The organism is Kribbella italica, assembly GCF_014205135.1.
Classification (GTDB): Bacteria; Actinomycetota; Actinomycetes; order Propionibacteriales; family Kribbellaceae; genus Kribbella; species Kribbella italica.
The window spans coordinates 942,880-962,235 of the sequence record NZ_JACHMY010000001.1 but is presented as its reverse complement, the minus strand read 5'-3'; the positions used below and the strand labels follow the sequence as shown (position 1 = coordinate 962,235).

The following is a 19,356-nucleotide window of genomic DNA, read 5'->3' as shown; positions in this document are numbered from 1 at the left end:
CCACGGCTCTTCCAGACGCACCGGATCGCCACCAGCGCGGCGGGCCGATCACGGCCCGCAGTACTGATGACGATCGGTACTGCGATTTGGTTCGGTTTTCACCGGCCGCGAGAGCCGATGTCACGCACGGTCAGTGTGCGTGGTCCCCGCGGTAGTACTCGAAGATGAAGCCGGACAGCGCGACGATGCCCAGCCCGGTGCCGATGATGAACAGCCACCAGCCGAAGACCAGTCCGAGCACGATGATCGACAGCGTCGCGGCGCACCACAGCGGCCACCACGAGTACGGCGGGAAGAAGCCCAGCTCGCCGGCTCCCTCCGCGATCTCGGCTTCCTTGCGGTCCTCCGGACGGGCGTCCATCCGGCGGGAGGTGACGCCCAGGTAGAACGTCACCAGCAGCGCCAGGAAGAACGTCATCACCAGCGCGGTGGTCCCGGTCGGGTCCTCCGACATCACCCAGTAGATCGGGGCGACGATCAGGACGAACAGCGTCAGGATGCCGAAGACCCAGGCCTCGACCTTCATGCCTTACCCTCTCCGTCCCCGGTCGTGCCGGTGCCCGCGTTCAAGTTGCGCTCGAGGTTCTCGACCCGGCCCTGGTCCTCACCGGCGTCCAGAAGGTTGTCCCGGGGCGCGCCGCTGTCGCCGTACTCCATCAGGGCGATGTCCGGGTGGTGCAGGTCGAAGGCCGGCGACTCGGAGCGGATCCGCGGCAGGCTGACGAAGTTGTGCCGCGGCGGAGGCGAGCTGGTCGCCCACTCCAGCGAACGGCCCCAGCCCCACGGGTCGTCGACACCGACCAGCGGCGCTTTGCGCGACTTGTAGACGTTGTAGAAGAACGGCAGCATCGACAGGCCGAGGACGAAGGCACCGATGCTGGAGACCTCGTTCAGCGTGGTGAAGCCCTCGTTCGCGCCGTACGACGCGTAGCGCCGCGGCATGCCCTCGACACCCAGCCAGTGCTGCACCAGGAACGTGGTGTGGAAGCCGATGAACAGCAGCCAGAAGTGCAGCTTGCCCAGCTTCTCGTCGAGCATCCGGCCGGTCATCTTCGGCCACCAGAAGTAGAAGCCCGCGAACATCGCGAACACCACCGTGCCGAACACCACGTAGTGGAAGTGCGCCACCACGAAGTAGGAGTCCGACAGCTGGTAGTCCAGCGCCGGCGAGGCCAGGATGACGCCCGTCAGGCCACCGAACAGGAAGGTGGTGAGGAAGCCGATCGACCACAGCATCGGGGTGTCGAAGGACAGAGATCCGCCCCACATCGTCCCGATCCAGTTGAAGAACTTCACCCCGGTCGGGACCGCGATCAGGAACGTCATGAACGAGAAGAACGGCAGGTTCACCGCTCCGGTGACGTACATGTGGTGCGCCCAGACCGCCACCGACAGCACGGCGATCCACAGCGTCGCCGCGACCAGGCCGATGTAGCCGAAGACGGGCTTGCGGCTGAAGACCGGCAGGATCTCGGTGATGATGCCGAAGAACGGCAGGGCGATGATGTAGACCTCGGGATGCCCGAAGAACCAGAACAGGTGCTGCCACAGGAGTGGACCACCGTTCGCGGCGTCGAAGACGTGAGCCCCCAGGGCTCGATCCGCCTCCAGCATCAGCAGCGCGCCGGCCAGGATCGGGAACGCGATCAGCACGAGGATCGAGGTGACCAGGATGTTCCAGGTGAAGATCGGCATCCGGAACATCGTCATCCCCGGAGCGCGCATGGTGATGATCGTCGTGACGAAGTTGACCGCACCGAGGATCGTGCCCAGACCGGCCAGGTACAGACCCATGATCCACAGGTCACCACCGACGCCCGGCGAACGGACCGCGTTCGACAGCGGGGCGTAGGCGAACCAGCCGAAGTCCGCCGCGCCGCCCGGGGTGAAGAAGCCGCTGACCGTGATCGTGCCGCCGAACAGGAACAGCCAGTAGCTGAACATGTTCAGCCGCGGGAACGCCACGTCGGGCGCGCCGATCTGGACCGGCATGATCACGTTCGCGAACCCGACGAACAGCGGCGTCGCGAACAGCAGCAGCATGATCGTGCCGTGCATCGTGAACAGCTGGTTGTAGACCTCTTCGTTCACGATCTGCAGACCCGGCTTGGCCAGCTCGGCGCGGATCAGCAGCGCCATCACGCCGCCGATCAGGAAGAAGACGAACGAGGTGATCAGGTACAGGTGGCCGATCAGCTTGTGGTCGGTGGTGGTCAGCCACTTGACCGCGATCTGGCCTTTGCTGCGCCGCCTCGGCAGCGCGCTCGCGGCCCCTACGGCGCCGCTGCGCTCAGCGAAGTCGGTCACTTCTCACCCTCCTGCTCCCCGTGGCCGGGAATGGTGGTTGCGTCCTGGCCACCGGTGGCGGCGCCGGTCTGGCCCTTGGCCGCCAGCTCCCGCAGGTGTGCCTGGTACTCGTCGGCACTGACCACGCGGACGGTGAAGATCATCCGGCTGTGGTAGAGCCCGCAGAGCTCGGCGCACTTGCCGGCGAAGGTGCCGGTCTTGGTCGGCGTCAGCTCGAACTTCCCGGTCCGGCCGGGAATGACGTCCAGCTTGAAGTAGAAGGCCGGCACCCAGAAGGAGTGGATCACGTCGGGCGAGGTCAGCTCGAACTCGACCGACTCGTTCACCGGGAGCACCAGCTCGGCCGGCTGGTCGAGCGTGCCGGTCTCCCAGACGCCCTGCTGACCGTCGACGGTGTCCTTGTAGTTGAAGGTCCACTGCCACTGCTGGCCGACCACGTTGATCTGGTGCACCGAGGCACCGGAGTTCTTCGTGATCACGTTGCCGTGCTCGACGGTGTAGAAGAACAGCACACCGATGATCGCGAACGGCGCGAGCGTGTACAGCACCTCGAGCGGCAGGTTGTAGCGCGTCTGCCGCGGCGCGTCCTCGCTACGCCGGCGGTACCGGACCACGGCGAACAGGATCAGGCCCCAGACCGCCACACCGATCACCAGGGCGGCGATCCAGGCGCCGATCCACAGGCTTCTGACTGCCTCGGTCCGGTCCGAAGCACCCTCCGGCAGTCCAAGTCGTTTCCACTGCGCGTTGGTCTCCGACGAGCAGCCGGTCAGCACCAACGTGCCGACCACTACCGCTGCCGGGACCAGCAGGCGTCGCTTCGCCGGACGTGACGCGGCGCGGGTCTGCTGACCCGCCGCTCGCGCGACCACTCCGGACGTGCCGTTCGAACCCACGGGGCGCCTTTCCCTTCCCAGGTGAGACTGACGACAGAACACTACTGGACCGCCTCCCGCGTTCTGCGCATAGGTAGGGCTTAGCGTTTCCCGTGTGAGCAACCGTGCATATCTGGACGCCGCAAGTGCCGAGGTACTGCACCCTGCCGCGCGGGAGGTGTTGCTGCAGGCACTCGATTCCGGGTGGGCCGATCCGGCCCGGTTGCACCACGAGGGAAGGACCGCCCGGCTGCTGCTGGACAACGCCCGCGCGGTGCTCGCGGAAGGCGTCGGCGTACAGCCCGACGAGCTGTACCTGACCACCTCCGGGACGGCCGCGATCCATGCCGGACTGCCCGCGGTCGCGGCTGCTCGGCGACGGATCGGTACGACGGTGGTGCACTCCGCGGTCGAGCACTCGGCGGTCCTGCACGCCGCGGCAGCGGCCGGTACGGCGTACGAGGTGGGCGTGGATCAGCTCGGACGGGTCGACGCGGATGAATTCGCCTCGCAGGTCAGGCGGCCTGGCGTCGCGCTGGCCGCACTGCAGACCGCGAATCACGAGGTGGGGACGCGGCAGCCGGTGGCTGAGCTCGGCGAGGTGGCGGCTGCGGCGGGCGTGCCGCTGTTCGTGGACGCGGCGGCGACGGTGGGTCATGAGGCGATCCCTGGTGGGTGGTCGGTGCTCACCGCGAGTGCTCACAAGTGGGGCGGGCCGGCAGGGGTCGGGCTACTCGCCGTACGGAAGGGCACGCGGTTCGCACCGGCCTGGCCGGTGGACGAACGCGAGGACGGCCTCTCCCCTGGGCACCCGAACGTCCCCGCCGCGCTGGCTGCCGCTGCTGGTCTCCAGGCTCGTCTCCTGGAAGCCGATGCCTTGGACAAGCAGCACCGGGCCTGGATCGCCGAGCTGAGGACCCGGGTGGCCGCTGACCTCACCGATGTGGAGGTAGTGGGCGACCCGGACGACCGGCTCCCCCACGTGCTGACCTTCTCCTGCCTGTACGTCGACGGCGAGGCCCTGGTCACCGCACTGGACGCCGAGGGCTTCTCCGTCTCCAGCGGCTCAGCCTGTACGGCGAGCACGCTGCGCCCGTCGCACGTCCTGGCCGCGATGGGTGTGCTCACCCACGGCAACGTCCGGGTCTCACTCGGCCGCAGCAGCACGTACGACGACGTGGACCGCTTCGCGCGGGTTCTGCCCGGGCTGGTCCAGCGGATCCGTACTGAGGTGGGCATGTGACGACCCTCGACTGCCGCGGGATGCTCTGCCCGCTCCCGGTGATCAAGCTCGCGCAGGCGTTCCCGGCGCTGGCGGTCGGCGACAGCATCGCCGTACTGGCCGACGACCCCGCCGCCGCGACCGACATCCCCGCCTGGTGCCGGATGCGCGAGCAGGAGCTGGTCTCCGCCGAAGACGGGCGGTACGTCGTACGGAAGCTCAGCTAAAACGGTTGGCGCCGAGTAACCGCTACGGCCCAAGCTGACCGGCATGACCGACTTCTCGACCAAGCCGATCCTGACCGGCGAGCTGGTTGTCCTGCGGGTGCTGGACGAGCAGGACTTCCCGGCGATGAAGGCCGCGATGGACGATCCCGAGGTGGCCCGGCTGACCGGCAGCCACGAGAAGATCAGCGACGAGAGAGCGCTGGAGTGGATCCGGACCCGCAAGAACCAGCCCGACCGGCTCGACCTGGCGATTGTTGACAAAGCCACCGGCGAGACCGTCGGCGAGGCGGTCCTGAACGACTACGACCCGGACAACCAGGCCTGCAACTTCCGGATCCTGATCGGCCCGACCGGCCGCGGCCGCGGCCTGGGCACCGAGGCGACCCGGCTGATTGTCGACTACGGCATCGAGGTACTCGGCCTGCACCGGATCAGCCTGGGCGTGTACGCGTTCAACCCGCGGGCGCAGCGGGCGTACGAGAAAGCGGGCTTCGTGGTCGAGGGGCGTTTGCGCGACGACCTGTTCTGGGAGGGCGAGTGGGTCGACTCGATCGTCATGTCGGTCCTCGCGACGGAATGGCCGGCAGGTAGCCGGTGACCTTGGCGCGACAGCCGACCGTGCCGCTTCCATCGGCGCGGAGCCTGCGGACGTAGAGCCGCTCGATGTACAAGAACAGCGCCAGGTCACCACAGCGGATCAGCCGGTCCGCGCGGCGAGCAGTCGACCGCTCCCCCTCTCACCGCTGACGAGCCCTCAGGCTCGAGCTGCACGACGCACAGGTCAGGTCGACTCGACGGCAGCCGCTCCACCACCAGCAGGCGGAGTGACCACTGGGCATGGCAGTGGCCGGTGAACTCGGCCGGTCGCCAGTGGGCATGGCAGCGGCCGGTGAACTCGGCCGGTCGCCAGTGGGCATGGCAGTGGCCGGTGAACTCGGCCGGTCGCCGCTCAGCGCAGCGGCGTGGCCGGTGGGCTCAAGGTGGGCCCGGTAGGTTCGGGGGCGTGACCGAACGTTTCGCCGTACTGACCGGTGCCGGGATCTCGACCGCGTCGGGCATCCCGGACTTCCGCGGTCCGCAAGGATTGTGGACAAAAGACCCGGCCGCGCAGGCGATGTTCGACATCGACGAGTACGTCGCGTCGCCGAAGGTCCGGGCCGCCGCCTGGAAGCACCGCCTCTCCGCCCCCGCCTGGACAGCCGAGCCGAACGCCGGCCACCGCGCCCTCGCCGAACTGGAGCGCCAGGGCCGCCTGACCGCGCTGATCACCCAGAACATCGACGGCCTGCACCAGAAGGCCGGCTCGGTGAATGTGCTCGAGCTGCACGGCACGGTCTGGTTCGTCGATTGTCTGCAATGCGCCCGCAGGATCCCCATGGCCGACCTGCTCCCCCGCCTCGACGCCGGCGAGGAGGACCCGGCCTGCGAGATCTGCGGCGGCATCCTCAAGTCCGCCACGGTCTCCTTCGGCCAGTCCCTCGACCAGAAGATCCTCGACGCGGCCGTCGCCGCCACCGAGGCCTGCGACACCTTCCTCGCGATCGGCACCTCACTGCAGGTCTACCCCGCGGCCGGCCTGTGCGCCGTCGCCCTGAAAGCGGGCAAGCGCTTGATCATCATGAACGCCGAGCCCACCCCGTACGACGAGGAGGCCGACGAACTCCTCCACACCCCCATCGAGACGACCCTGCCGAACCTCGTCCAACGCTGACCGCCGCCCGACGTCTCCAACTGACCATGCCCGGCCCGATCGAGATCGCGCTCCCCAGCCTCGTCACCGCCTGAGTCGCTCGGCGACACCATCGCCTCGACCCCGACAGATCCGCAGCACCCCTCCGACAAATCGGCAGGATGACATCCGACAAATCGGCAACAGCCTCCTCGACGAATCGGCAGTACGATATGTCGATGAGCCTGATCGACCGCGCAGCGACGACCGTCGTGAGAGCCGCCCTGACCGATACTCCGGTCGTCGTGCTGAACGGACCGCGTCAGGTCGGGAAGACCACTCTCACCCAGGGCCTGGGTTACCTCGGATCGCACGACTTCGCCACTCTCGACGAGGAAGCAAGTCGGCAAGCGGCCCGCGACGACGCCCGCAACTTCGTCAGTAGGCCGGTCGACACCTTCGTGATCGACGAGGCACAGCTCGAACCACAGCTGTTTCGTGCAATCAAGGCTTCCATCGATCGGGACCGGCGGCCCGGGCGCTTCCTGCTGACCGGGTCGTCCCGGCTGCTGTCGGCGCCGGACATGGCTGCTTCGCTGGTCGGACGAGTGGAGACGATCGACCTGTGGCCCTTCTCCCAGGGCGAGCTCGACGGCCTGACCGACACCTTCGTCGATCGGGTCTTCGACGAACCGGCGGCTCTGATCCGCACCGGTGACCTGTCACGGCAGGAGATCGTCGAGCGCATCGTCTGCGGCGGTTACCCCGAGGTCGTCAGCCGACGGCCGGGCAGACGCCCTGCCTGGTTCGACAGCTACCTGACCACCGTCACCCAGTCGGTGATCCGTGACCTGTCCGCCATCGAACGGCTGGCCGAGATCCCCCGCCTTCTGCGGCTTTGCGCTGCGCGGACAGGTCAGGAGCTGAACGTCAGCGCCATCGCGAGCGAGCTCGGCTTCCCCAGCCGCACCGTGGACGGCTATCTCGAACTGCTGGTCCAAGCCTTCCTGATCGAACGAATCCCTGCCTGGTCCACCAATCTCAGTCGCAAGGTCGTCCGGCGACCGAAACTCGTCCTCACCGACACCGGACTGGCCGCTCACCTGATCGGAGCCACCGCGTCGACCACTGACAGGCCAGGTGGACCCTTCGGGCAACTGCTGGAGACCTTCGTCGCCAACGAGGTCCGCAAACAACTCACCTGGTCCACCGAACGGCCGTCACTGTGGCACTTCCGAGACCGCGACGGGGCCGAGGTGGACCTGGTTCTGGAGCATCCGGACGGGCGGGTGGTGGGCATCGAGGTCAAGGCGACGAGCACGCCGTCGGCTCGTGATCTTCACGGCCTTCGGTACCTCGCCGACCGGCTCGGCGACCGGTTCCATTTCGGTGTCCTGCTGCACACCGCACCGGAGGCGACGCGGTTCGGACCGTCGATCGCCGCCCTCCCGGTCTCCTCCTTGTGGCGTGCCGTGACCTGAGCGCGACCTTCGAGGTCTTCCCCCGGTCCGGAGCGCGGGCTAGCGTCCCGGGCAGATTGTCCTGTCTTGGGAGGGGAACCCGCGATGCTCAGGTTCGTCATGCACCGTGCTCGTTGGCTGGCTGGGGCGACAGCGATTGCCGTGGTGGCGGTGGGACTCGGTACGCCGTCCGCCGCGCCCGCTGGTCCGTCCGCCGATCGGGTGATCACGCTCGCCGGGTCGCTGCAGAGTGAGTTGGGATGTGCCGGGGACTGGGACCCGGGGTGTGCCGCGAGCACGCTCGGTACGGCGGCGCCGTACGGGAAGGTGTTCGACGTACCGGCCGGCTCCTACGAGTACAAAGTGACCGTCAACGGCGGCTGGGACGAGAACTACGGCGCCGGCGGCGTACTGAACGGCGCGAACATTCCGTTGACAATCGACGGGCCCGCCAAGCTGCGGTTCAGCTACGACGACACGACGCACGTGGTCAGCGTCGCGCCGGTCAATCTGGCCGGGCCGACGCCGACCGCGGCCGACAAGGCGCTCGCGAGCCCGAGCCTGCGCGAGGACCTGACCAAGGAACGTTTCTACTTCCTGATGGCCGACCGGTTCGCCAACGGCGACAAGTCGAACGACGCCGGCGGCCTGACCGGCGACCGGCTCGCCACCGGGCTCGACCCGGCGGACAAGGGTTTCTACCACGGTGGCGACCTGGCCGGCGTGATGCAGAAGCTCGACTACATCAAGTCCCTCGGCACGACGAGCATCTGGCTGACCCCGTCGTTCAAGAACCGGCCGGTGCAGGGCTCGGGCGCGGACGTCAGCGCCGGATACCACGGGTACTGGATCACCGACTTCACCCAGATCGACCCGCACCTGGGCACCAACGCGGACATGCAGAAGCTGATCAAGCTTGCCCACGGCAAGGGGATGAAGGTCTTCTTCGACATCATCACCAACCACACCGCGGACGTGATCGCCTACCAGTCCGGCCAGTACGGCTACATCCCGAAGGCGACGTCGCCGTACAAGGATGCCGCGGGCACCGTGTTCGACGACAAGCAGTACGCCGGGGGCGACACCTTCCCGCCGCTGGACCCGAACACGAGCTTCCCGAACGTGCCGGTCTTCAAGACGCCGGCCGACGAGACCGTCAAGCAGCCGGCCTGGCTGAACGACCCGACGCTCTACCACAACCGCGGCGACTCGACCTTCGCCGGGGAGAGCGCGGAGTACGGCGACTTCGTCGGGCTGGACGACCTGTTCACCGAGCAGCCGAAGGTCCGCGACGGGATGATCGACGTCTACAAGGCCTGGGCCGAGCTGGGCATCGACGGGTTCCGGATCGACACCGTCAAGCACGTGAACCTGGAGTTCTGGCAGAAGTTCTCGCCGGAGGTCCTGAAGGCCGCGAAGGCGAAGGGGACGAAGGACTTCTTCATGTTCGGCGAGGTCTTCGACGCCGACCCGAAGTTCATGTCGACATACACGACCTCCGGCGCGCTGCAGGCCACCCTCGACTTCGGGTTCCAGCAGAACGCGGTCGCGTTCGCCAAGGGCGACCCGTCGACCAAGCTGAGGGACCTCTACGCGAACGACGACTACTACACCGACGCCGACTCCAACGCGTACCAGTTGCCGACATTCCTCGGAAACCACGACATGGGCCGGGTCGGCACGTTCCTCAAGCAAGCCGGGGCAGCAGGTCAGGAACTCCTGCAGCGTGACAAGCTCGCCCACTCGCTGATGTTCCTGACCCGCGGCCAGCCGGTGATCTACTACGGCGACGAGCAGGGCTTCACCGGCCCGGGCGGCGACAAGGACGCGCGGCAGGACATGTTCGCGACCAAGACCACCGAGTACGCCGACGACGAGGTCGTCGACGGGACCGGATCGTCGACAATCGGCAGCAAGGACTCGTTCAACCCCCAGGCGCCGATGTACAAGCACATCGCCGCGCTGCAGAAGCTGCGCGCCAAGTACCCGGCACTGAGCAACGGCACCCAGATTCACCGCTACGCGTCGAACGCCGGCGGTCTGTACGCGTTCAGCCGGCTCGGCGCGGACAAGACCGAATACCTGGTCGTGTCCAACAACGCGACGACCGCCAAGACCGCGACCATCCCGACGTACGGGTCGAAAGTCTTCAGGCCCGTGTACGGCGGGACGAAGTCGTTCGTCACCGACCGCGAAGGCCGGGCGACGCTGACCCAGCCGCCGCTGTCCGTGACGGTCTACCAAGCGGTCTCGAAGGTCCCGCGCCGGTCCAAGGCTCCGGCCGTGTACCTGAGCTCGCCCGAGCCGGGCGCGACCGTCGGCGGTCGCGCCGAGATCGCCGCCGCGGTTCCGGAGAACACCCCGGTGACCGTCACGTACGGCGTCCGCCCGGTCGGTACGACGACGTGGCAACGACTCGGCTCCGACGACAACGCGCCGTACCGCGTCTTCCACGACGTGACGAAGCTTGCCAAGGGCACCTTGCTCGAGTACCGGGCCGTGCTCAAGGATGCTTCCGGCAACTACTCCGTCTCCGGCTCGTACGGCGTGGTCGGCGATCCGCCGCCGCCCGGCGGCGGTGGAGGCGGCGGGACCGGCCCGGTCACCCAGCCCGCCAACGTGAGCGTGCCCGGCGACCACAACAGCGAGATGGGCTGCCCGGCGGACTGGTCACCGGACTGCGACCAGGCGCAGCTGACGCTGGACCCGAAGGACAAGGTCTGGAAGGGCACGTACACCGTTCCCGCCGGTGAGCACGCGTACAAGGCCGCGATCAACAAGACGTGGGACGAGAACTACGGTGCCGGCGGCAACCTCAACGGCGCGAACATCTCCTACACCGCACCGGCCACGCCGACCACGTTCTACTACGAGCACGGCCGGCACTTCGCCACCTCGGACGCACAGGGCCCGATCGTCACCGTGCCCGGTTCGTTCCAGTCCGAGCTGGGCTGCCCGGCCGACTGGTCGCCCGACTGCATGCGACCCTGGTTGACCGACCAGGACGGCGACGGCACCTTCACCTGGTCGACGAGCGAGTTGGGAGCGGGCAGTTATGAGGCGAAGGTCGCGCACGGTCTGTCGTTCGACGAGAGCTACGGCCAAGGCGGGAGCCCGACCGGCGCGAACATCCCGATCACCGTTCCCGGTGACGGGCTGGTCGTCACGTTCTCGTACGTGCTCGCGACCCACCTGCTGACCGTGACGACCTCCAAGCCGGGCGCGCAGCCCGATCTCAAGCAGGCGAAGGCGCACTGGGTGGGCAAGGACCTGCTCGCCGTACCGCCGGTGGCTCACCCGGAGCGGTCGCGCTGGCGGCTGCACTGGTCGCCGACCGGCGGGCTCGCGGTCGACGCGGACGACATCGGCGGCTCGTCGTCCGGCCTGCGGGTCGATCCAGCAGGATTGTCGACAAAGGTGCTGGCCAAGTACCCGGCGCTGAAGGGCTACACCGCGCTGCGGCTCGACCATGCCGACGCGCGCAAGATCCTGAAGGGCCAGCTCGGGCTCGCCCAGTACGACGACGCCGGGCGCCTGCTCGACGCGACCGGGGTGCAGATCCCCGGCGTACTGGACGATCTCTACGACTCAGCGGTCGGACGTTCGTACGGCGTGACGTGGCACGGCGGCGTGCCACGGTTCACGCTGTGGGCGCCGACCGCGCAGAAGGTCACGCTGCTGATCGGCGGCCGGCGGGTGCCGATGCGGCCGTCGTCGGATGGTTCCTGGACGGCGGACGATCGTCGACAATCGACCGGGGCGTCCTACCGGTACGAGGTGACGGTCTTCGCGCCGAGCACGGGCAAGGTGGAGACCAACGTCGTCACCGATCCGTACTCGGTCGCGCTGACGACGGACTCGGCGTACTCGGTGGCCGTGAACCTCGACGATCCGGCGGGCAAGCCGGCGCTGTGGTCCCGGACCCCGGTTCCACCGCTGGCGCGGTCGGTGGATTCGACAATCTACGAACTGCACGTGCGCGACTTCTCGATCAACGACACCACGGTCCCGGCCGCGCACCGCGGAACCTACCTCGCGTTCGCCGACGAGGGCGCCGGCACCAAGCATCTGCGCAAACTCGCGCAGGCCGGCCTCGACACGGTGCACCTTTTGCCGACATTCGACATCGCCTCGATCCCGGAAGGCGCGCAGGACAAGCCCGCGTGCGACCTGAAGGCGCTCCCGGCGGACTCGGAGGAGCAGCAGGCCTGCGTCACCGCCGTCGCGGCGAAGGACGGGTTCAACTGGGGCTACGACCCGTACCACTGGCTCGCGCCGGAGGGCTCGTACGCTGTCCGGAAGGACGGGCTGAGCCGGGTCGCGGAGTTCCGGACGATGGTCGGCGGGCTGCACAAGTCGGGGCTGCGGGTCGTGCTCGACCAGGTCTACAACCACACGCCGGCCGCCGGTCAGGCGCCGACGTCGGTGCTCGACAAGGTGGTCCCCGGCTACTACCAGCGGCTGAACGCGACCGGTGGGGTCGAGACGTCGACGTGCTGCAGCAACATCGCGACCGAGCACGCGATGGCCGAGAAGATCATGGTCGACAGCACGGTGTCGTGGGCGCGCAACTACCGCGTCGACGGGTTCCGGTTCGACCTGATGGGCCATCACAGCAAGGCGAACATGCTGAAGGTCCGCGCCGCGCTGGACAAGCTGACCGTCGCCCGCGACGGCGTCGACGGGAAGAAGGTGTTCCTGTACGGCGAGGGCTGGAACTTCGGCGAGGTCGCGAACGGCGCGCTGTTCGAGCAGGCGACGCAGGGCAACCTCGGCGGGACCGGGATCGCGACGTTCTCCGACCGGCTGCGGGACGGCGTCCGCGGTGGCGGGCCGTTCGACGAGGACCCGCGGGTGCAGGGGTTCGGATCGGGCGCGGCGAGTGACCCGAACGGTGCTCCGGTCAACGGGTCGCCGGCGGATCAGGCGAAGCGATTGGCGCACGACACCGACCTGGTGCAGCTCGGGCTGGCGGGGAACCTGCGGGCGTTCAGTTTCCGGTCCGCGGACAGCGGGACCGTCGTACGGGGCGACGGGGTGGACTACAACGGATCGCCTGCCGGGTACGCGGATCAGCCGAACGAGGTCATCACGTATGTCGATGCCCACGACAACGAGACGTTGTGGGACTCGCTGACCTTCAAGTTGCCCACGGCAATGCCGATGGCCGACCGGGTACGGATGAACACGTTGTCGCTGGCAACGACCGCGCTGGCGCAGACGCCGTCGTTCTGGCACGCGGGCGCGGATCTGCTGCGCAGCAAGTCGCTGGACCGGAACTCGTACGACTCCGGCGACTGGTTCAACCAGCTGGACTGGACCGGGGCGGACAACGGCTTCGGGCGCGGTCTGCCGCCGAAGCCGGACAACGAGGCCAAGTGGTCGTTCATGAAACCGCTGCTCGGCAACGCCGCGTTGAAGCCGACGGCCGGCGACGTGGCGACGGCATCCGCGGCTGCGGCCGATCTGCTGAAGCTCAGGTTCTCGACGCCGCTGTTCCGGCTGGGGTCGGCCGACCTGATCAACCAGAAGGTGAGCTTCCCGCTCAGCGGCACCCCCGCGGCGGTCCCGGGCGTCATCACGATGCGGATCGACGACTCGGCCGGACCGAACGTCGACCCGGCCCTCAAGGGTGCCGTGGTGATCTTCAACAGCACAGGATCGACGGTCAGCCAGCAGATCCCGGGCCTCACCGGCGCGAACCTCTCGCTCTCACCGGTGCAGGCCGGCGGCTCGGATCCGATCGTCAAGCAAACAACCTGGACCGCCACGACCGGCACCGTCGCGGTCCCGGCGCGGACGGTCGCCGTACTGGTCCAGCGCTAGCGAGGAGAACGGCGCCGCCCAGCGCAACCAGCGCAAGGCCTGGGCGGCGCCGCTCGCCCGCTCGTCCAGCGCGGAACTTGCGAAGGCCCGAGGCGGCGCCGCTCTCCGCTCCGGACGGATGAGGACGAACTCTTCCCCAGCGCAGGGAATCGGTTTACAGTCCGCCCTGTGAGAGCGCTCTCACATCCGCCCTCTCTTCCGCCCCGGAGGTGGTACCCCGTGTCTCGGAGTCCAGCAAGAAATCACCGAAGGCGTCGCGGCTGGCGTGCGGCCGTCGTCGCCCTGGCCCTGGCCGTCTGCTCGACCCTCCTGGTGGGTGGCGTAGCAACGGCGGCCGACGACTACACGCAGGCGGCCACCTCGCTCGACGCGGGCCAGGCCCAGATCGCCTTCACCCCGACCACGGCAGCGCTGTACGTCGACGTTCACTACACCGTCGCCGGCCAGGGTCAGCAGAACTTCCGGATGGACCTCAGCGGCGGGACCTGGCGCAAGACCGTCAGCGGGCTGTCGTCGGGGACCGTCGTCGACTACTGGTTCACCTACGAGAAGAGCGGTCCGCAGTACGACACCCCGCACTTCAGCTACACCCACGGCGGCTCGACCACGCCGGCAGTTGCGGCGCCCACCTTCTCCCCGGCCGGCGGCAGCTACTCGACCGCGCAAACGGTGACGATCTCGACGGCCACGGCGGGCTCCACGATTCGCTACACGGTCGACGGTTCCACGCCGACGGCGTCGTCGCCGCTGTACAGCGGACCGATCAGCGTGCCGTCCTCGCGCACGCTCACCGCGATCGGCATCAAGTCCGGTCTGGCCGACTCCCCCGCGGCCGGCGCGACGTACACGATCGGCACCGGTCAGGTCAGTTGCACGACGCAGCCCGACGTACCGGACTTCGGCCCGAACACGCGCATCTTCGACCCGAGCATGTCGTCGACCGCCATCCAGGCGCAGCTCGACGCCGACTTCAACGCCCAGAAGGACACCCTGACCGCGCAGATGGCGAACCGCCGGATCGCGCACCTGTTCAAGCCCGGCGCGTACAGCGTGCACGACGACGTCGGCTACTACACGTCGGTCGCGGGCCTCGGCCAGAACCCCGGCGACGTGGTCATCAACGGCGCCATCACGGTCGACGCGTTCAACGAGTCCGACCAGGGCGTCGCGCTGCAGAACTTCTGGCGGTCCGCGGAGAACCTGGCCGTGAACCCGATCGGCGGCTCCAACCGCTGGGCCGTCGCGCAGGCGGCGCCGTTCCGCCGGATGGACATCCGCGGCAACCTGCAGCTCTACCCGGCCAGCTACGGCTTCGCCAGCGGCGGCTACATCGCCGACTCCAAGGTGTCCGGACAAACCGCGTCCATCTCGCAGCAGCAGTGGTACACCCGCGACAGCAACCTCGGCAGCTGGGCCGGTGGCGTCTGGAACATGGTCTTCTCCGGTACGCCGGGCGCGCCACCGACCACGTTCCCGAACCCGCCGGAGACAACCCTCGCGACCACGCCGGTCTCGCGGGACGTGCCGTACCTCTACCTCGACAGCGCGGGCAAGTACCGCGTGTTCACCCCCGCCCTGCGCACCAACGCCTCCGGCGCGAGCTGGGCAGGAGGCTCAACCCCCGGTACGTCGATCCCGATGAGCCAGTTCTACGTCGTCAAGGCCGGCGACACCGCGTCGACCATCAACGCGGCGCTGGCGTCGGGCTGCAACCTGTTCTTCACGCCGGGCATCTACCACCTCGACCAGACCCTCAACGTGACCAGGGCGAACACCGTCGTACTCGGCATCGGGTACCCCACGCTGATCCCGGACAACGGCGTCAACGCGATGCAGGTCGCCGACGTCGACGGCGTCCGCATCAAGGGTCTGCTGTTCGACGCCGGTACGACGAACTCCGCGGCGCTGCTGACCGTCGGCCCCTCGGGCTCGTCCGCGAACCACGCGGCGAACCCGACGACCCTGCAGGACGTGTTCTTCCGGATCGGCGGGTCGATCGCCGGCCACGCGACGACGAGCCTGCTCGTCAACAGCAACCACACGATCATCGACCACATCTGGGCCTGGCGCGCCGACCACGGCAACGCCGGCACCTGGGGCTGGACCCAGGCCACCGGCGACACCGGGTTGATTGTCAACGGCAACGACGTACTGGCCACCGGCCTGTTCGTGGAGCACTACCAGAAGACCCAGGTGATCTGGAACGGCCAGCGCGGGAGGACGATCTTCTTCCAGAACGAGATGCCGTACGACGTACCGAACCAAGCGAGCTGGAACCGTCCGAGCGGCCGCAACGGCTACGCGGCGTACAAGGTCGGCGACAACGTCACCTCGCACGAGGCCTGGGGGCTGGGAAGCTACAACTTCTTCAACGTGAACCCCTCGGTCAGCGCATACAACGCGTTCGAGGCACCGAACAACGCAGGAGTGCGCTTCCACAGCCTGTGCACGGTGTCCCTGAACTACCAGGGCACGATCACCCACGTCATCAACGACACCGGGGGCGTGACACCACCCGGCACCGTCCCCGTCAACGTGGTCAGCTACCCGTGAGCTGACCGTCGGTCCCTCTGCCCTCAGGGAATGCGCACGACGAGGGCGGAGGGATCGACCTCGGCGCTGAGGATGCGGCCGTTCTCGATGGTGTCGCCGTCGAGCTGGCGGCCGGCTGGTCTGTCGGCCTTGATCTGGATCCGCTGCCCGGTGTAGCGCTGGATGTGGCGGCCCTCGTTCAGCGACTTGATCACCAGGCTGAGCGCCAGCCGCGGCCAGTGACTGATCCGGCGCGGCGCGAGGACGACCAGGTCGATCATGCCGTCGTCGGGCTTGGCGTCGGGCAGCAGCGGGATGTTCGCCTGCAGGGTGCCGACGTTGCCGATCACCACCGTGCGGGCCCGGCGGGTGATCGGCGGTTTGTCGTCGACGGTGATCTCGATCTTGACGAACGGGTGGTTCAGATTGCGCATTGTCGACACGACGTACGCCGCCCAGCCGACCCGCTTCTTCAGGTCGTCCGGGGCGTCGGCGATGATCGCGGCGTCCAGGCCGAGCCCGGCCATCACCACGAACCGGTCGTCGCCGAGCTGGTCGCCCTTCACCAGCACGCTGTCGATCCGCTGCTCGGAACCGTCCAGCAGCTGGCTCAGCGCCTCGTCGAGGTCGAGCGAGATGCCGAGGTTGCGGGCCAGCAGGTTGCCCGTACCGGCCGGGAGGACGGCGACCGGGATGTCGGTCCGCGCCAGCTCGGCGCAGACCACCCGGACCGTCCCGTCACCGCCGGCCACGACGACCAGGGCGACGGTCTCGTCGATCGCCCGTTTCGCCATCGCGTAGCCGGCGTCGTCCTCGGTCGTCTCCAGCCAGAGCGTGTCCTCGAACCCGCGCTCGGACAGCGCCGCGTCGACCTTCGCGCGGAACTCGTCGACGTCCGCGACCTTGATCGGGTTGAGGATCACCGCAGCTTGCAGTCGGCCAGTCGGCTCTGGCTGGTCGTCCTGGGTCTCTGGGTTCACCGGGAGCCTGTCTGTTCAGGGGAATGGAGGTGCAGCATTCCATGGTGTGCCCAGGAAACCCAGGGAGTACTCCCTTTCAGACCGGCCGGTACACCGTGTGGAGTACGCCGGTGCTGAAGGTCGTCGCGGACAACAGCTCCAGCGGCACCGTCTCACCGTCGTCGAACAGTCGCGCACCGTGACCGACAGCGATCGGGTGGACCAGCAGGTGCAGCTCGTCGAGCACCTTCGCCCGCAGAAGCGAGCGGACCAGCGTCGACGACCCGACAACGCTGATGTCCTTGCCCGGCCCGTCCTTCAGCTTGGCGAGGGTCTCGATCGGGTCGCCCTCGACGAGCGTCGAGTTCTGCCACGCGTCGACGTTCTCGAGCGTGCGGGAGACGACGAGCTTCGGGGTGTTGTTCATGTGCTCGGCCATCTCCAGCTCGGCCGTCGGCCAGAACGCCGCGAACTCCTCGTACGTCCGGCGACCGACCAGCATGGCGTCCGAGCGCGCGGTCAGCGCTTCGACCTGCGCGCCCATCGCGTCGTCGAAGTACGGGAAGTGCCACTGGTCAGGGGCCTCGGTGACGCCGTCGAGGGAGATGAACAGGCCGGCCACGATCTTCCGCATGATGGTGCTCCTCGGTTCTGAAGGGGTGCTCTTGCCTGTGCGTCGACCGGCGGCCGGCGGAATCGACATCGCCGCCCGGAACCTTTCGGCCCGTCTCAGGGCGGGCGAACGTGGGTGATTTTGTCGGTCCCGGCGGCTAGCGTGCTTCGGGTGACTCTTCCCCGCAGTACGCCGGCAGACCAGGGACTTTCCAGCGAGGGCCTCGACGGGCTCGTCGCCGCGCTGGACGCGTCCGAGCAGGAGATCCACACCGTGATGGTGCTGCGGCACGGTCACGTCGTGCTGGAGCGGGAGTGGTCGCCGTACCGGCTGACCGACCGGCACCTGCTGTTCTCGGTGTCGAAGAGCTTCACCTCGACGGCGGTCGGGCTGGCCGTGGAGGCCGGGCTGCTGTCGGTGGACGACAAGGTGGTCTCGTTCTTCTCCGGCGACGACCTGCCCGACAAGGTCAGCGACAACCTGGCCGCGATGGAGGTCCGGCACCTGCTGACGATGTCGACCGGCCACACCGCCGACACCGTCGACCGGCTCGGCCGGACCGGGCGGATGGTGCAGGGGTTCTTCCGGCTGGACGTGGAGAACGCGCCGGGTGCGCCGTTCGTCTACAACAGCGGGGCGACGTACATCCTGTCCGCGATCGTGCAGAAGGTCACCGGCGAGAAGGTGATCGACTACCTGCGGCCCCAGCTGTTCGAGCCGCTCGGGATCAGCGAGCAGATCTGGGAGACGTCGGACGAGGGCATCAACATGGGCGGCTGGGGGCTGAGCCTCAGCACGCACTCGCTGGCGGCGTTCGCTCAACTGCTGGTGCAGCGTGGGGTGTGGGAAGGGAAGCAGCTGGTCCCCGCGGAGTGGATCGACGCGGCGACCTCGGCACAGGTTGACAACAGCAACCAGGACAACCCGGACTGGAAGCAGGGATACGGGTACCAGTTCTGGCGCGGGCGTCACAACTCGTACCGGGGTGACGGCGCTTTCGGTCAGTACGTGCTGGTGCTGCCCGACCACGACACAGCGGTGGTCATCACCAGCGCCTCTCCGGACATGCAGGCAACACTGGACGTCATCTGGGAGCACTTGCTGCCGCTGCTGGAGGCCGGGCCGACCGGCGTCGCCGTGTCGTCCTTCGGTGAGCCGCCCGCGATGGAGATCACGCCACCTTCAGGCCCCTCGCCCGCACCGGGTGACGGGCGGACCTACACGTTCGCGACCAACGACCACGGTCTGTCCGCGGTCCGGCTGGACGCCGACGGCAGCGGGACTTTCACCTTCGTCGCGGCCCGCGCGTGGGAATCCGGTACGCAGGAGATCACCTTCGCACCGGGCGACTGGGACGAGCAGTCCTACACGCTGACCGACCCGGCGCAGCGCCTCGTCACCTCGGCGTACGGCGACGGCGACACGTACGTCGCGACCGCACGCCTGCTGGAGGCGCCGTTCAAGATCACACTGCGCTGCCAGCCGGTCGACGGCCGGCTGTCGGTCGCCATCAGCTACAACGTCGGCTTCGGCACCACCGACCAAACCCTGATCTCCGAGTGAATCGACCCGGGGTCTCCGGGTGAATCGGCCTGGGGTCTCAGAGTCAATCGGCCGGTGGTCTGCCGAGCAGGTCGCACCGACCAGGCCCGGCCGGACTGAACCC

At 68.1% G+C, this 19,356-nt stretch carries 13 protein-coding genes; 8 read left to right on the top strand and 5 right to left on the bottom strand.

Going from position 1 to position 19,356, the window contains the following annotated elements:
• Positions 1–130: 130 nt before the first annotated feature.
• The 3 genes from HDA39_RS04535 to ctaC are packed head-to-tail and all read right to left on the bottom strand — an operon-like array spanning position 131 to position 3,203.
• Positions 131–526: a cytochrome c oxidase subunit 4 gene (locus tag HDA39_RS04535; protein ID WP_184793983.1), complete on the bottom strand. Its 396-nt coding sequence runs from the start codon at positions 524–526 to the stop codon at positions 131–133.
• Complete coding sequence (ctaD, locus tag HDA39_RS04530) at positions 523–2,259, bottom strand: aa3-type cytochrome oxidase subunit I (protein ID WP_202893419.1); 1,737 nt, start codon at positions 2,257–2,259, stop codon at positions 523–525. The genes HDA39_RS04535 and ctaD overlap by 4 nt, the downstream gene beginning before the upstream one ends.
• 44 nt (positions 2,260–2,303) lie before the next feature.
• On the bottom strand, positions 2,304–3,203 hold the full coding sequence (gene ctaC / locus HDA39_RS04525; protein ID WP_184793981.1) for an aa3-type cytochrome oxidase subunit II: 900 nt from the start codon (positions 3,201–3,203) through the stop codon (positions 2,304–2,306).
• Between the two features lie 94 nt (positions 3,204–3,297).
• Here ctaC and HDA39_RS04520 point away from each other — a divergent pair, with 94 nt between their 5' ends.
• The 7 genes from HDA39_RS04520 to HDA39_RS04490 all read left to right on the top strand — a co-directional run bounded on the left by HDA39_RS04520 (position 3,298) and on the right by HDA39_RS04490 (position 16,139).
• Positions 3,298–4,425 carry an aminotransferase class V-fold PLP-dependent enzyme gene (locus HDA39_RS04520; RefSeq protein ID WP_184793980.1) on the top strand — a complete coding sequence of 376 codons (1,128 nt, stop codon included), beginning with the start codon at positions 3,298–3,300 and terminating at the stop codon, positions 4,423–4,425.
• Complete coding sequence (locus tag HDA39_RS04515) at positions 4,422–4,631, top strand: sulfurtransferase TusA family protein (protein WP_337925625.1); 210 nt, start codon at positions 4,422–4,424, stop codon at positions 4,629–4,631. Before HDA39_RS04520 ends, HDA39_RS04515 begins: the two co-directional genes overlap by 4 nt.
• Positions 4,632–4,674: 43 nt before the next feature.
• A complete protein-coding gene (locus HDA39_RS04510; protein WP_184793979.1) occupies positions 4,675–5,229 on the top strand; it encodes a GNAT family N-acetyltransferase in 555 nt (184 codons plus the stop codon).
• A 405-nt stretch (positions 5,230–5,634) separates the two neighbouring features.
• Positions 5,635–6,342 (top strand): Sir2 family NAD-dependent protein deacetylase, encoded by a 708-nt coding sequence (locus tag HDA39_RS04505; RefSeq protein ID WP_184793978.1) that lies wholly within the window; start codon positions 5,635–5,637, stop codon positions 6,340–6,342.
• 197 nt (positions 6,343–6,539) lie between these two features.
• Positions 6,540–7,781 carry an ATP-binding protein gene (locus HDA39_RS04500; RefSeq protein WP_184793977.1) on the top strand — a complete coding sequence of 414 codons (1,242 nt, stop codon included), beginning with the start codon at positions 6,540–6,542 and terminating at the stop codon, positions 7,779–7,781.
• Positions 7,782–7,865: 84 nt separating this feature from the next.
• On the top strand, positions 7,866–13,586 hold the full coding sequence (gene pulA, locus HDA39_RS04495) for a pullulanase-type alpha-1,6-glucosidase (protein WP_184793976.1): 5,721 nt from the start codon (positions 7,866–7,868) through the stop codon (positions 13,584–13,586).
• 312 nt (positions 13,587–13,898) lie between these two features.
• Complete coding sequence (locus HDA39_RS04490; protein ID WP_337925624.1) at positions 13,899–16,139, top strand: chitobiase/beta-hexosaminidase C-terminal domain-containing protein; 2,241 nt, start codon at positions 13,899–13,901, stop codon at positions 16,137–16,139.
• Positions 16,140–16,162: 23 nt separating this feature from the next.
• Here the strand turns inward: HDA39_RS04490 and HDA39_RS04485 are convergent, their stop codons facing one another.
• Together HDA39_RS04485 and HDA39_RS04480 are read right to left on the bottom strand one after the other, a co-directional pair.
• Positions 16,163–17,098: a diacylglycerol kinase family protein gene (locus tag HDA39_RS04485; protein ID WP_184793974.1), complete on the bottom strand. Its 936-nt coding sequence runs from the start codon at positions 17,096–17,098 to the stop codon at positions 16,163–16,165.
• A gap of 76 nt (positions 17,099–17,174) precedes the next feature.
• Positions 17,175–17,711, bottom strand: a complete 537-nt coding sequence (locus HDA39_RS04480; RefSeq protein WP_184793973.1) for a dihydrofolate reductase family protein — start codon at positions 17,709–17,711, stop codon at positions 17,175–17,177.
• A 150-nt stretch (positions 17,712–17,861) separates the two neighbouring features.
• Here HDA39_RS04480 and HDA39_RS04475 point away from each other — a divergent pair, with 150 nt between their 5' ends.
• On the top strand, positions 17,862–19,253 hold the full coding sequence (locus HDA39_RS04475; RefSeq protein ID WP_337925623.1) for a serine hydrolase domain-containing protein: 1,392 nt from the start codon (positions 17,862–17,864) through the stop codon (positions 19,251–19,253).
• The last annotated feature ends 103 nt before the right edge of the window (positions 19,254–19,356 follow it).

What these genes read in the sequence shown, in the direction of transcription:
- HDA39_RS04535 (WP_184793983.1), bottom strand. Translation starts at nt 526, where the DNA reads ATGAAGGTCGAGGCCTGGGTCTTCGGCATCCTGACGCTGTTCGTCCTG.
- HDA39_RS04510 (WP_184793979.1), top strand. Translation starts at nt 4,675, where the DNA reads ATGACCGACTTCTCGACCAAGCCGATCCTGACCGGCGAGCTGGTTGTC.
- HDA39_RS04500 (WP_184793977.1), top strand. Translation starts at nt 6,540, where the DNA reads ATGAGCCTGATCGACCGCGCAGCGACGACCGTCGTGAGAGCCGCCCTG.
- pulA (WP_184793976.1), top strand. Translation starts at nt 7,866, where the DNA reads ATGCTCAGGTTCGTCATGCACCGTGCTCGTTGGCTGGCTGGGGCGACA.
- HDA39_RS04480 (WP_184793973.1), bottom strand. Translation starts at nt 17,711, where the DNA reads ATGCGGAAGATCGTGGCCGGCCTGTTCATCTCCCTCGACGGCGTCACC.